Source organism: Limnobacter sp. (assembly GCF_043511195.1).
GTDB lineage: Bacteria > Pseudomonadota > Gammaproteobacteria > Burkholderiales > Burkholderiaceae_B > Limnobacter.
Window position 1 is genome coordinate 2,221,189 of the sequence record NZ_CP121330.1, and the last position, 13,081, is coordinate 2,234,269.

11 protein-coding genes are annotated in these 13,081 nt (G+C 51.0%); 7 read left to right on the plus strand and 4 right to left on the minus strand.

The window, feature by feature from the left end:
* Positions 1 to 15: 15 nt before the first annotated feature.
* From P0D43_RS10570 to argH, 3 genes are read right to left on the minus strand one after another with little or no spacing between them, the layout of a single operon-like run.
* Complete coding sequence (locus P0D43_RS10570; protein WP_159570157.1) at positions 16 to 1,464, minus strand: TRAP transporter large permease subunit; 1,449 nt, start codon at positions 1,462 to 1,464, stop codon at positions 16 to 18.
* Entirely contained in the window at positions 1,455 to 1,973 is a 519-nt protein-coding gene (locus P0D43_RS10575; RefSeq protein ID WP_159570160.1) for a TRAP transporter small permease subunit, read from the minus strand. The genes P0D43_RS10570 and P0D43_RS10575 overlap by 10 nt, the downstream gene beginning before the upstream one ends.
* Positions 1,974 to 1,975: 2 nt before the next feature.
* Positions 1,976 to 3,400, minus strand: coding sequence for an argininosuccinate lyase (argH, locus tag P0D43_RS10580; RefSeq protein WP_341236384.1), 1,425 nt, complete (start codon positions 3,398 to 3,400; stop codon positions 1,976 to 1,978).
* Between the two features lie 149 nt (positions 3,401 to 3,549).
* Here argH and hemC point away from each other — a divergent pair, with 149 nt between their 5' ends.
* The 4 genes from hemC to ppa are packed head-to-tail and all read left to right on the plus strand — an operon-like array spanning position 3,550 to position 8,236.
* Positions 3,550 to 4,482, plus strand: coding sequence for a hydroxymethylbilane synthase (gene hemC / locus P0D43_RS10585; protein ID WP_159570166.1), 933 nt, complete (start codon positions 3,550 to 3,552; stop codon positions 4,480 to 4,482).
* A 9-nt stretch (positions 4,483 to 4,491) separates the two neighbouring features.
* Positions 4,492 to 6,471 carry a uroporphyrinogen-III C-methyltransferase gene (locus P0D43_RS10590; protein WP_394672389.1) on the plus strand — a complete coding sequence of 660 codons (1,980 nt, stop codon included), beginning with the start codon at positions 4,492 to 4,494 and terminating at the stop codon, positions 6,469 to 6,471.
* The gene (locus tag P0D43_RS10595) at positions 6,468 to 7,658 is read left to right on the plus strand and encodes a heme biosynthesis HemY N-terminal domain-containing protein (protein WP_394672390.1); all 1,191 of its coding nucleotides are present in this window, start codon (positions 6,468 to 6,470) and stop codon (positions 7,656 to 7,658) included. The genes P0D43_RS10590 and P0D43_RS10595 overlap by 4 nt, the downstream gene beginning before the upstream one ends.
* 50 nt (positions 7,659 to 7,708) lie before the next feature.
* Entirely contained in the window at positions 7,709 to 8,236 is a 528-nt protein-coding gene (gene ppa, locus P0D43_RS10600; protein ID WP_159570175.1) for an inorganic diphosphatase, read from the plus strand.
* A gap of 47 nt (positions 8,237 to 8,283) precedes the next feature.
* On the opposite strand, the gene P0D43_RS10605 is transcribed toward ppa, so the two are convergent.
* The gene (locus tag P0D43_RS10605) at positions 8,284 to 9,501 is read right to left on the minus strand and encodes a GNAT family N-acetyltransferase (protein ID WP_394672391.1); all 1,218 of its coding nucleotides are present in this window, start codon (positions 9,499 to 9,501) and stop codon (positions 8,284 to 8,286) included.
* A gap of 29 nt (positions 9,502 to 9,530) precedes the next feature.
* Here P0D43_RS10605 and P0D43_RS10610 point away from each other — a divergent pair, with 29 nt between their 5' ends.
* From P0D43_RS10610 to fumC, 3 genes are all read left to right on the plus strand, one after another.
* On the plus strand, positions 9,531 to 11,186 hold the full coding sequence (locus P0D43_RS10610) for an NAD+ synthase (RefSeq protein WP_341236380.1): 1,656 nt from the start codon (positions 9,531 to 9,533) through the stop codon (positions 11,184 to 11,186).
* Positions 11,183 to 11,521: a P-II family nitrogen regulator gene (locus tag P0D43_RS10615; protein ID WP_008252857.1), complete on the plus strand. Its 339-nt coding sequence runs from the start codon at positions 11,183 to 11,185 to the stop codon at positions 11,519 to 11,521. Before P0D43_RS10610 ends, P0D43_RS10615 begins: the two co-directional genes overlap by 4 nt.
* 105 nt (positions 11,522 to 11,626) lie before the next feature.
* On the plus strand, positions 11,627 to 13,072 hold the full coding sequence (gene fumC, locus P0D43_RS10620; RefSeq protein WP_394672392.1) for a class II fumarate hydratase: 1,446 nt from the start codon (positions 11,627 to 11,629) through the stop codon (positions 13,070 to 13,072).
* Positions 13,073 to 13,081 lie beyond the last annotated feature (9 nt).

Below are 13,081 nucleotides of genomic sequence, written 5' to 3' on the forward strand. Positions count from 1 at the left end.
CAAGTCAGCCTGAGTCTATTCGCTGAAGCTTGGAACAAAAGGTTGTTGATCTGCCGGATCGTTTCCACCCCCGTAGTTTTGTGCAGGCAACTTAAGCTGCAACGGGGTGTCTTGGTACTTCACTTTTTCTTCTTGGCTTACCAGTTGGGGATACGCAAAAATAAGGACGACCATCACCAACTGCAAGGCGATGAAGGGCAATGACCCCTTGTAAATTTCAACTGTTTTGATGATTTTTGGTGTTACTGATTTCAAGTAAAACAGGGAGAAGCCGAAAGGTGGTGTCAGGAAAGAGGTTTGCATATTCATTGCGATCATGACTCCGAACCACACCAGGTCGATGCCAAGTTTGTCAGCCACAGGCACCAGCAATGGAATCACGATAAAAGCGATTTCAAAAAAATCAAGAAAGAAACCCAACACAAAAATCAGGATTTGAACGGCAATCAGAAAGCCCAGCTCGCCACCAGGCAAATCTCCCATTAAATGCTCCACCCAAATGTCGCCTTCAATGGCCCTGAATGTCAGGCCAAATACGGTCGAGCCGATCAAGATAAACAAGACAAAGCAAGATAATTTGGTTGTAGAGTCGATGGCTTGTTTTAGCAATGCCAAGTTCAGGCGTTTTTTTGAGGCTGCAATCAACAGCGCGCCGACAGCACCCATGGCGCCGCCTTCAGTAGGGGTGGCAATGCCAAGGAAAATGGTACCCAACACCAGAAAAATCAAAGCCAATGGAGGGAACAGAACAAATACCACGGCTTTGAGTATGCGCAATCCCGAGTTGTCTTGGCTCAGGTAGCAGGCCTCTGGCGGCAAAGCGGGCAGTGCGTTTTTTTGAAGACGGGTAATTACAAACACATAGCCAAGGTAAAGCATTACAAGCAGCAGGGCGGGAACCAAGGCCCCTTGGTACATTGCCCCTACGGAAACCCCCAGTTGATCGGCCATGACGATGAGTACCAAAGAGGGCGGAAGAATTTGCGCCAAAGTACCGGATGCCGCGATGACCCCGGTGGACACGGATTGGCTGTAGCCATACTTCAGCATGACAGGCAAGGAAATTAGCCCCATGGATATCACAGAGGCGGCCACCACGCCGGTGGTGGCTGCCAGCAAGGCACCCACCAACACCACTGCATAGGCCAGGCCGCCGCGCACCCGACCAAACAGCTGACCGATGGTTTCCAGAAGATCTTCTGCCATACCGCTGCGTTCAAGCACCAAACCCATGAAAGTAAAAAACGGAATGGCAAGCAATGTATCGTTGCTCATGATTCCGAATATTCGATCAGGCAGGGCTTGCAACAGGGCTACATTCATTAGCCCCTGTTCTATGGCAATGTAGCCAAACAAAAGCCCGTTTGCTGCCAAGGCGAATGCAACGGGAAAGCCGCTGATCATGAATAGCAATAAAACTGCAAACATGAGCGGGGCCAACCAATCAACAGGGATCATGGGCATTGTTTGCTTTGTCCCTTGATCACGGCGATTTTTTTAATGATTTCTGAACAAACCTGCAAACCAAGCAGTGTGAAACCCAGAACGATTAATGCCTTGGCAGGCCAGCGAATCAAACCGCCTGGATCGGCAGAATATTCATTGATTCGAAACGACTCATAGGCAAAGTCCCAGCCAGAAACGACGACGAATCCGATTAGCGGGAGTGTGAAAAACAAATGCCCGATGATGTCAATCCAGGCACGCGTCGATTCTGAGAAACGATTCGACAATACATCGATACGTACATGGGCATTCTGTTGAAGGGTGTAGGCTGCTCCTAAAAGGAAAACCGCTCCAAACAAATACCACTGAATTTCAAGCAGACCATTGCTGCTGGTGTCGAAGACTTTGCGCACCACTGCGTTGTAGGCAGACACCACAGTGGTGATCAATATCAACCAGCCCACAGCAAGCCCCAACCGGGTATTCAACCGGTCGATACCGCGTGAAATGACCAGTAAACCATTCAACGTTACAAACCCAGGCGTTTTCTGGTTTCCGCAGCCGCCGCTTTAACCTGCTCTGGATTGGTTCCACCAATGTGGTTGCGAGCCTGAAGCGAACCTTCCAAAGTAAGCACCGCACACAGTTCGGTGTTCACCAAATCGTCGCTATAGCCCAATTCATTGAGCTTCAGTGCTTCTTGCAGCTGAACCACTGTCAAGGCCTCCAGACCGCATTGCTGGGTGTCGCAATAGCGCACGGCACGCGCCACTGCCTCATGTGCATCTCGAAATGGCATGCCCCGCTTTACCAATGCGTCGGCCAGGTCAGTTGCTGTGGCATACCCTTCCAGTGTTGCTGCGCGCATGTTGTCGGCTTTCACCTGAATACCTTCAACCATTTCAGCAAAAATTGTCAGGGTGTCGACCACGGTGTCCACTGTGTCAAACAAGGGTTCTTTGTCTTCCTGGTTGTCTTTGTTGTAGGCCAGTGGCTGGCCTTTCATCAAGGTCAGCAGCCCCATCAAGTGACCGTAGACACGGCCTGTTTTTCCGCGTGCAAGCTCGGGCACATCCGGGTTTTTCTTTTGCGGCATGATGGACGAGCCGGTGCAGAAACGATCGGGCAGATCGATGAACGCATAACGTTGGCTCATCCAGATAATCAATTCTTCAGACAGGCGCGACACATGCATCATCAAAATACTGCTGGCTGAGCAGAACTCGATGGCAAAGTCGCGATCCGATACTGAGTCGAGACTGTTCCGGGTCGGGGCGTCAAACTCCAGCAGCTCAGCCGTGCGGTTGCGATTGATGGGGAATGTGGTGCCAGCCAGTGCAGCTGCGCCCAAGGGCAGCCGGTTCATTCTTTTGCGACAGTCTTGCATGCGCTCCAGATCACGTTCAAACATTTCCGCATAGGCCAGCAAGTGGTGTCCAAACGTAACGGGCTGAGCAACTTGCAGGTGGGTAAAGCCAGGCATGACGGTGTTGTGATTGCGTTCAGCCACCGTGAGCAGTGCTTGAATGAGCGCCTTCAATAAACCCTGAATGCGATCGACTTCATGGCGCAGAAACAGGCGAATGTCGGTGGCCACTTGGTCGTTACGCGAACGGCCCGTGTGTAGTCGCTTGCCCGCATCTCCAACCAGTTCAGTCAGTCGGCGTTCAATATTCAAGTGCACGTCTTCAAGGTCAAGTTGCCAATTAAATTGGCCAGCCTTGATTTCATCCAGAATTTGAGACATGCCGCTTTGAATGGACTTTAGATCGGACTCAGCAATAACCCCGCATTCAGCCAGCATGGTTGCATGGGCCAGTGAGCCTTGTATGTCGAATTCAGCCAGTCGTTTGTCAAAAAACACAGATGCGGTGTAGCGTTTGACCAGCTCAGACATGGGCTCATTGAATCGGGCTGACCATGCTTCCTGTTTTTTGGACCATTGGTTCGACATGGGGAATCCTTTATGCACTTTGGAACAGGGCCTAATTATAAAGGGTTGCCGTGCTAGACTTTCGGCATGAACGCCTTCTCACGGCCTTGCCGTAGGGAATTGACCGAAATTTATCAACTGAATCGCGGCAAATCGTGTCGCTACACTGAATGAAAATAAGAATTGCATCAAGGGAAAGTCGCTTGGCCATGTGGCAGGCTGAACATGTTCGAGACCTTTTGTTGGCCTTGCCCGGGGTTTCCGGGGTCGAAATTGTTGGCATGACCACCAAGGGCGATCAAATACTGGACCGCTCACTGGCAAAAATTGGCGGGAAAGGACTGTTTATCAAAGAGCTCGAGCATGCCTTGCTTGAGGGGCGAGCCGATTTGGCAGTGCATTCGGGCAAAGACATTCCCATGGATGTAGATCCCGAGTTCCAGTTGTTGGGATTCATGACCCGCGAAGACCCACACGACGCCTTTGTCTCAAACGATTACGCAAGCTTGGCTGATTTGCCGGCGGGTGCCGTAGTGGGCAGTTCTAGCTTGCGCAGGCAGGCTCAGGTGTTGGCGCGATACCCACATTTAAAGGTCGAACCGTTGCGTGGCAATCTCGATACTCGCTTGGGCAAGCTGGATTCCGGTCAATATCAGGCGATTGTTCTGGCTGCGGCGGGTCTCAAGCGTTTGGGGTTGCATTCACGAATCCGCAATGTAATCGACTCATCCGACATGCTGCCTGCGGTGGGTCAGGGTGCCTTGGGTTTGGAAATTCGGGCCGATGATTCGAAACTGGCTGAGTTGGTCAAACCCTTGATTGATCCGGTGTGTACCGCATTGGTAAGTGCAGAGCGTTCTGTGTCAAAGGCCTTGGGTGGAAGTTGCCAGGTGCCAATTGCCGGATATGCCACACTGAATGATGCCCAAACCTTTACCTTGCGTGGACTTGTGGCCAGCCCGGATGGCAAGGAAGTGATCGAAAAAAGCGCACAGGCAAGTTTGCAAGACTGGGAAACGGCTGCAAACCGGGTTATTGAAGGATTATTGCAAGAAGGTGCGCAGGCCTTGATTGAATCGGCTGTACAACAATTTAAAGGATAATTCGCGGACATGACTCACACTTTGGTCGTATGCAAACCCAAGTTGCCCGATCAGTACCTGACCCAGCGCGTTGATCTGAAGCGTCAGCTCGATCAAATGCATTCGGGCGAGGTGATGTATTTTCCCGTATTTGAATTGGTACCCGATTTAAATGCCATGGCGCGTATCAGACCCTGGATCGACAACGCCACTGAAAAAGCAAATCGCTTGATTGTGTTTGTAAGTCCCTCGGTGCTTGAAATTGCTGTGACCAATCTGGGGCAATGGCCGGCCAATGTGTATTGCGCAGTCATGGGACGCCAAAGCGCAAAATTAGCCTCGGATTTGGGTATTCCCGAAGACAAAATAATTGCACCCACTGGCGAACATGATCTTGAAACCGAAGATTCCGATGGCTTGGCACACTTGCTTGCGGCTAAGTTTGGGGCGGGCAGTTGCAGTGTGATGGTGTGCAAGGGGCCGCGCGGTCGAGTCGAGTTTCCGAAAAAACTGGAGGAAATGAATCACGATGTGACGGTGCTTGAATGTTACGACCGCAAAGTGATTGACCAAAGCGATAGTCAATGTGAAGCCCTTTTTTCGTGCATGAACAGAGCTGTTCTGTGGATTACCAGCAGTGAGACCGTTGAGGCACTTGATTCTCAGCTAAAACAAAAATCCGATTCGCAACTCAACGCTTTAAAGCAGACCGCCACCGTACTGACCACCCACCCCCGTATCACGGCCAAATGCAGGGAATTGGGATATGTTCACGTTGTCCAGATAGCAACAGGGATACAATCGGTGAATTCATGGCTGAAATCAAACAAGAAAAGCATGGAAAACAACAATCAAACCAACACCGCCACGCCCACCAGCAAATCTCAACCGGCTGCCGCTGCGTTATCAACGCCGAGCGCAGCAAGTTCAGCCCAACCTACCGGTCAATGGCTCGGTAAAGCGGCATTTTTTATTTCGGTGGTCAGCTTTGTGCTGATTCTGTTGATTGCATTTGCGGGTAAAAACCAGATCGAAAAAACGCGCATGGCCTTCGGTGAGCGGATTCAAAAAGAGTCCACCACACTTGATTTGGTGAAGGAGGAAATCAACAAATCAAGCGATCTTGCCAAAGACTTGAAAACCCGTTTCGACTTGTTGGAACTGGCCCAGAAAGAGGAAGCCAGTCAACGTGCAAGCCTGGAAGAGGTCTACAATAGCTTGTTGGCAAGTCGAACTGAAGTGTCACTGAGCGAGGTGGAGCAGTTGATATCGATTGCCAAGCGCCAGCTGTATTTGTTGGGCAACGTGAAGGGTGCCTCCATTGCCCTGTCTCAGGCCATTGATTTGCTGGAGGGCACGGAAAAACCATCGTTGCTGAACCTGCGCACCGCCCTGGAGAAAGATCTTTCCGAAATCAAGGCCTTGCCCAGTGATGATTTGCTCAGGTTGGCCATTTCTCTGGATTCGGTCGTGAATTCCGTTGAAAGTTTGCCCATGCTTTCAAGCGTGCAAGCCACGACCGACCAAACACTGGCCGAATTGACCGAGGAGCCTGCACCTGCGACTAACCCCGATACCCAAGACACTTCCACCGTCGAGACAGCTTCTTCTCGGGGATTTGATCAGGCTTGGCTCACAATCAAGCAAGTGGCTCAAACGGTTTGGTACGACATCAAGTCGTTAATCGAAGTCACCAAAGTAGATAGTCCTGAAGTTTTGATGCTCTCTAGCCGGCAGGAAACTGATTTGCGCAACACCTTGCGCTTGTCTTTACTGAACGCGCGTATTTCATTGTTGTCCCGCCAAGCGACCCTGTTGAAGTCTGACCTGGAGCGTTCAAGCAATTTGCTGAACACTTACTTTGATGACAAATCCATTCAGGTGCAGCGCGCAAAAACAGTGCTTGAGGAAATCGGGACGGTTCAACTTGATTTGATATTGCCCGAATTGCAGGCGACCTCGGCTGCGCTTAGATTGGCAGTGGCCGGTCAGCAGGGGGAACGCCAATGAAGCAATTGCTAGGTTTGTTGCTGGTTATTGTTGTTGCGGTGGCTGTCACTTTGATGGCCCAGGGCAACGGTGGCAAGGTGTTGATCTTTTTTGGTCAGTACCGGATCGACATGTCGCTTAATTTTGCAGTAATCGCTGTATTCCTCGTGTTTTTGGCGTTTTATATTGTGATGCGCGCCTGGCGAGCCTCCAGCCAACTTCCTGGCAAATTCAAGGAATATTGGTCGAACCGGAAACAAAATGCTTTGTTGAAAGCCAACACGCAAGGTTTGATCGCACTGATTACTGGCGATGAACAAGGCGCTCAGAAAGCATTGAACCAAGCCAGCAAAACAGGCATCGAAACAGATCTGAGTTACCTGATCCGTGCCATGTCGGCCATTCAGGCGGATCGATTCGACGTTGCAGAAGAAATTCTGAATCAGGAAAAGGCCAAGGTTGGCGAACATTCGCATGCGCTTGTTGTGTTGCGCGGCAAAGTTGCTTTGTCCAAACAGGATTTTTCTGGTGCCCTGAGTTTGCTGGAAGCCATGGATCCATTGGTAACAAAACTGCCACAGGTGCAGCGTTTGCGCTTGCTGGCTCTTATTGGGCTTGCACGCTGGCAGGATGCCCTGGTGCAGTACCGTGCTTGTGTGGCCGTTTCCGCGCTTACCAATGGCGAGCGAAATGAGGCATTGCAACGTATTTATGCCGGTTTGGCAGACAGTGCAGGCCAAGATGCTTCAAAAATGCAGAACGTGTTGTCCAATGCCAAGCCAGTCGAGCTTGAGAATGTAGGCGTCTTGCGCATGCTTGCAATTGGTTTGATGAGAAGCGGATTGATTACAGCAGCGCGCACGCTACTGGAAACCGCCTTGAATCAGCATTACAACAAAGAATTGTTGCCGGCTTACCACCAGGTTGCAGTTCTTGAGCCACGCCAGGCATTGCCAAACGTGGAACGTTTGCTGGATCAGCAGCCCGCTGATTTGCGTTTACTGGAATTGGCGGCAGACGTTTGTGAGCGGGAGCAACTGTGGGGCAAGGCCATTTCACGGTTTGAGGCTGTGTATGCCAAGCAGCCCTCGGCCCATTTGGCAGGCAAACTTGAACGCCTGTACCAGTCAGCCAATCAGGGTGAACGCGCCAAGTTGTGGCGAGAAAAGTTGAATGCCCACCTTCAGAACGATCGTCAGCTTGCTTAAAGCAATATTCGATACAATACGAGCAAATTTTTATTTAAGGATTAATCAGCATGGGCTACGAAAGCATTTCCCCCGGTAAGGATCTTCCAAACGATGTGAACGTGATCATTGAGATCGCTGCAAATTCAGACCCTGTGAAGTACGAAATTGACAAGGAAAGCGGTGCTTTGTTTGTTGATCGTTTTGTGGGCACTTCCATGCAATACCCATGTAACTATGGCTACATTCCACAAACCCTGGCTGCCGACGGCGACCCTGTAGACGTTTTGGTAATGACCCCATACCCGCTACAACCCGGTTGTGTGGTGCGCGTGCGCCCGATCGGCATGTTGAAGATGACCGATGAGTCGGGTGGAGATGCAAAATTGCTGGGTGTACCCGTTGAAAAACTGTTGCCACAGTACAAGCACTACCAAAGCATTTCCGATGTACCCCAAGAATTCCTGGCTCGCATTCAGCATTTCTTTGAGCACTACAAAGACCTTGAAAAAGGCAAGTGGGTGAAAATTGAAGGCTGGGGCGATATGGCTGACGTGGAAAAAGAAATCAGCGATGGCGTGGCCAACTACAAAGGCTAAGCCTGCTGCTTAACGGTATAAAAAGACCAACCTGCGGGTTGGTTTTTTTATAACTGCCCGGAACTGCTTTCCCGAAAAGCAGTGTGTTCACTTAACTCAACTGCATAGGCGTCCAAGTGCGCTTTTTCCCGACGCAGAAAGTTTTCAATCGGTAGCTTAAATCCGTTGTCGTGCACATAGTGCGCACTGATCATGGTTTGCGGGTTCAGGCCACGCGCCATTTTGTGTTCGCCTTGCGCACCGCCTTCAAACCATTCAATGCCTTTTTCAATGGCAAATTCAATGGCCTGGTAATAGCACAATTCAAAATGCAGACAGGGAAGGTTTTCAATGCTGCCCCAATATCGACCATACAAACGTTCTTCGCTGTGCAGAAAAAACGAACTTGCCACAGGCTGACCCTGCAGGCTTGCTTGCACCATTAGAACCTGCTCACCCATTGAGGTACAAATCTGCTTGAAAAACTCAAGGTTCAGGTAAGGGCTGGAGAAATGCTCCATGTAGGTGCGGGAATAGCATTGATAGAAAAACTCCAACTCGGCTTCGGTGGCTTCAGCACCCTGAATACGTCGAATTTCCAAACCTTCAATGTTTGCTTTGCGGCGTTCGGCACGAATGTTTTTTCGCTTTTTCTGGTTCAGGCTTTCCAGAAACTCATCGAAATCATTGAACGGCTTGCCGCTTACAGGGCTTTGGTTGTGCCAGTGAAACTGCACCACATGCCGGCTGCTGTTGTTCAGGCTGGTGGCGTCACCTAACAACAGCAGCTGATCTTGCCGGGTTAAAAACAGGGCGTGCAGGGTAGAAATCTGGGTGCCTAACAGTTCGGTATTCTCCGCAGCCTGCCAGGTCAGTTGTGCCAGGCCTTGCGCCATTGCTTTTCCCGCTTCGGGTGTTGAATAAAGCACCTTGGGTGCCTGCACTGGCGTGAACGGAATCGCACACAGCAGTTTGGGGTAGTAGAGTTGGCCGCTGCGTTCATAGGCCTGCGCCCAAGCCCAGTCAAATACATACTCTCCGTATGAATGTGATTTCAAATACAGTGGCATGGCTGCCAAGAGTTCGCCGGCATCCCCATGAATGGCCAGGTGCAAGGGCCCCCAGCCAGTTTCGGCCGTGGCACTGCCGCTGGCCTCTAAGGCCAGCAGGTATTCATGACGAAGGGCAGGGTGAAGCACACCACCATTGCATTTGCACACAAGTGAATTCCATTCAGCTTGTGCGATCTCGCCAATGGTTTGGCAAATCTGCATGCGATAATTCATAAAGGCGACAACTACTACGCAGGTACCCCGTGAGTTTATCCCGAGTCCGATTGGCCATTGCACAGTTGAACCTGACAGTGGGCGATTTAAAAGGCAATTGCGCAAAAATTCTTGAGTATGCGCAGCAGGCCGCAGCACAGGGTGTGCGAATTCTTCTTACCCCCGAACTTTCCATCACAGGTTATCCCCCTGAAGACCTGTTGTTACGCCCTTCATTTCAACGTCAAACCGATTCTGCGTTTAACCAGCTTCTTCATAACTTGGCTGAACTCGATTTGTATGTCGTGGTTGGGCATCCGGCAAGTCGGGAAGGCGAGTTGTTTAATGCCGCCTCCGTGTTGTACCGCGGCCAGGTGGTAGGCATGTATCACAAGCATGATTTGCCCAATCGTGAGGTGTTTGATGAGCAACGTTACTTCACGCCCGACAATCGCCCTTTGGTGTTTGACGTGGATGGCATTCGCTTTGGCGTGAACATTTGTGAAGACACCTGGAATCGTTATGCGCCTGAAGCCGCTGCGGCGGCCGGTGCCGAGGTGTTATTGGTACCCAATGCATCGCCATACCACATGGGCAAGCAAACCATTCGGCAATCGATGGTGGCCAAACGTGTTCAAGAAACGGGCATGGCCATTGTGTACGCCAACATGCTGGGCGGGCAAGACGAACTGGTATTTGACGGCGCTTCATTTGCCATGGACGGCAAGCAGCATGTCGCCATGCGCCTGCCGCAGTTTCAAGAGGCCTTGGCCATTCTTGATGCGGTGGCTTGCCCCGGTGAACCTATTGTTTTGGAAGCACATCAGCCCTGTGTTCCCGAACTAGAGTTGACTGCGCAAGTGTATGAAGCCCTGAAAATGGGTGTTCACGATTACGTCACCAAGAATCGTTTTCCTGGTGCCATTATTGGATTGTCTGGCGGAGTAGATTCTGCATTGACGCTTGCAATCGCTGTGGATGCATTGGGCGCAGACAAGGTACGAGCGGTGATGATGCCCTCGCCATACACCGCTGATATTTCGCTGGACGATTCCCGTGACATGGTGAGGCGCCTGGGTATCCAGTACGACGAGATTTCTATCCAGGACTGCATGCAGTCCTTCGATTCCAGCCTCGCACCGTTGTTCAAGGGCTTGGCTGCAGACACCACTGAGGAAAATCTGCAGGCGCGAATTCGCGGCACCATGCTCATGGCCATTTCCAATAAAACAGGTCGCATTGTTTTAACCACGGGCAACAAAAGCGAAATGGCCACTGGCTATTGCACATTGTACGGGGACATGGCGGGTGGCTTTGCTGTGATCAAGGATATTTTTAAAACATTGGTTTATCAGCTTTGCGAATACCGAAACAGTGTGTCTGAGGTGATTCCAACCCGAATCATTACCCGCCCGCCATCCGCAGAGTTGCGCCCTGATCAGGTAGACCAAGACAGTTTGCCTGCTTACGATGTACTCGATGCCATTTTGGCCCGTTACATGGAAAAAGATGAATCGGTTGAAAACATCATTGCAAGCGGCTTTCAGAAAGAAGACGTGTTCAAGGCTGTTAAACTGCTTCGTATCAACGAATACAAAAGAAGACAGGCGCCCGTGGGTATTCGGGTCACGCACCGAGCATTTGGTCGCGACTGGCGCTATCCAATTACATCCAAGTTCAACGATCTAGAAGGATTCCAAGAATGAAACTGGTCAGCGCAATCATCAAGCCTTTCAAACTGGACGAAGTACGTGAAGCATTGTCGGAAGTTGGCGTCACCGGTCTTACCGTCACTGAGGTAAAAGGCTTTGGCCGTCAGCGTGGGCACACTGAGTTGTACCGGGGTGCCGAGTATGTGGTTGATTTTCTGCCCAAGGTAAAAATTGAATTGGTGATTGAAGACAAGTTGGTTGATCAGGCGATTGATGCCATTCAAAATGCCGCACGCACCAACAAGATTGGCGATGGTAAAATTTTCGTCACTGATGTAGAGCGTGTCATTCGTATTCGCACCGGTGAACAAGGCGAAGCAGCCATTTAAGAATGTGACTGGAAAAGTGGGTGAGCCAACGCACAGACAGGTTGGCTCGTGGGCATTAAAATTCAGCGACAGATTCATTCTTCCTGCAATTGGAGACCAAGCGCCATGCACCCTCCCCATCAAAAATTATCCAATGCCGCCATCAGCGCGGACCAGCCTCGCACCGTGTCAGACAGCTTTGGCTCGATTAGCCTGCCTGCCGGTGTGTTGTGGGGGGCACAAACCGCTCGCAGCCTGCAGTTTTTTGCCATTGGTGAACAGCGTATGCCCATGGATGTCGTGCATGCTCTGGCCTTGATCAAGTGGGCAGCGGCTTGCGTCAATTGTGATTTGACAGTGCAAGCTCCTGAAATTGCACGCGCCATTGCCAATGCTTCCAACAGGGTAGCGGCCGGGGAGTTCGATGATCAGTTTCCTTTGTCTGTTTGGCAGACTGGTTCGGGCACGCAAAGCAATATGAATGTCAATGAAGTGATTGCAAACCTGGCCACTCAAGATTCGGCGCTGGGGGCAGAATCCAATCAAAAAGTTCATCCCAACGATGATGTCAATTTGGGCCAATCCTCAAACGATGTGTTCCCCACAGCCATGCACATTGCTGTTGCCCTGAAGGTGAAGTCGACGCTGACGCCTGCGCTCGAAGAGTTGATCAGTTCGCTGTCTGCGAAAGCCCTTGAATTTGAGTCGATCGTCAAGATTGGTCGCACACACCTGCAAGATGCAACACCAATTACCTTGGGTCAGGAATTTGGTGGCTATGGGGCACAGTTGCGGCTTTGCCAGCAAAACCTGCTGTCCACCATGAATGCCGTGCACAAGCTGGCCATAGGTGGTACGGCAGTGGGCACCGGTCTTAACACCCACCCCGATTTCGGCAAGCAGGTCACCAAGACATTGGCGTCAAGATTGGGAATACCTTTTACCCAGGCCGATAACCTGTTTGCAGCAATGGCAGGTCACGAGGCATTGGTGGCGTTTCACAGTGCGCTGAGAATGCTGGCCATTGCTTTGACCAAAATAGCCAACGACATTCGTTTGATGGGCAGTGGCCCGCGCGCTGGGTTAGGTGAATTGATTCTGCCTCAAAACGAACCCGGCAGTTCCATCATGCCGGGCAAGGTCAATCCGACACAAGTGGAGGCGATGACCATGGTTTGCGCCCAAGTAATGGGGCACGATGCGGCCATCGGTTTTGCAGCGAGTCAAGGCCAGTTTGAGCTTAACGTGTACAAACCCTTGATCGCCTTGAACACGCTTGACAGCATCCGCCTTCTGGCGGACGCCATGCGCAGCTTTACCCAGCATTGTGTGGCTGGGCTGAAGGTGAATCACGTACGGGTGAACGAGTCTATGCAAAGTTCTTTGATGTTGGTTACCGCACTTGTACCGCACATTGGGTACGACCGCGCTGCCCAGATCGCCAAACAGGCACAAGCTGATAACTGCACATTAAAACAGGCAGCCCTGGCATCCAAGGCTGTGACTGCTGAACAGTTTGATAGTTGGGTCGACCCCATGAAGATGTTGAGCGCTTCGATTCAAAAAAAGTGAAGAAATCAA

What these genes read in the sequence shown, in the direction of transcription:
- P0D43_RS10570 (WP_159570157.1), bottom strand. Translation starts at nt 1,464, where the DNA reads ATGCCCATGATCCCTGTTGATTGGTTGGCCCCGCTCATGTTTGCAGTT.
- argH (WP_341236384.1), bottom strand. Translation starts at nt 3,400, where the DNA reads ATGTCGAACCAATGGTCCAAAAAACAGGAAGCATGGTCAGCCCGATTC.
- hemC (WP_159570166.1), top strand. Translation starts at nt 3,550, where the DNA reads ATGAAAATAAGAATTGCATCAAGGGAAAGTCGCTTGGCCATGTGGCAG.
- P0D43_RS10590 (WP_394672389.1), top strand. Translation starts at nt 4,492, where the DNA reads ATGACTCACACTTTGGTCGTATGCAAACCCAAGTTGCCCGATCAGTAC.
- P0D43_RS10595 (WP_394672390.1), top strand. Translation starts at nt 6,468, where the DNA reads ATGAAGCAATTGCTAGGTTTGTTGCTGGTTATTGTTGTTGCGGTGGCT.
- ppa (WP_159570175.1), top strand. Translation starts at nt 7,709, where the DNA reads ATGGGCTACGAAAGCATTTCCCCCGGTAAGGATCTTCCAAACGATGTG.
- P0D43_RS10605 (WP_394672391.1), bottom strand. Translation starts at nt 9,501, where the DNA reads ATGAATTATCGCATGCAGATTTGCCAAACCATTGGCGAGATCGCACAA.
- P0D43_RS10615 (WP_008252857.1), top strand. Translation starts at nt 11,183, where the DNA reads ATGAAACTGGTCAGCGCAATCATCAAGCCTTTCAAACTGGACGAAGTA.
- fumC (WP_394672392.1), top strand. Translation starts at nt 11,627, where the DNA reads ATGCACCCTCCCCATCAAAAATTATCCAATGCCGCCATCAGCGCGGAC.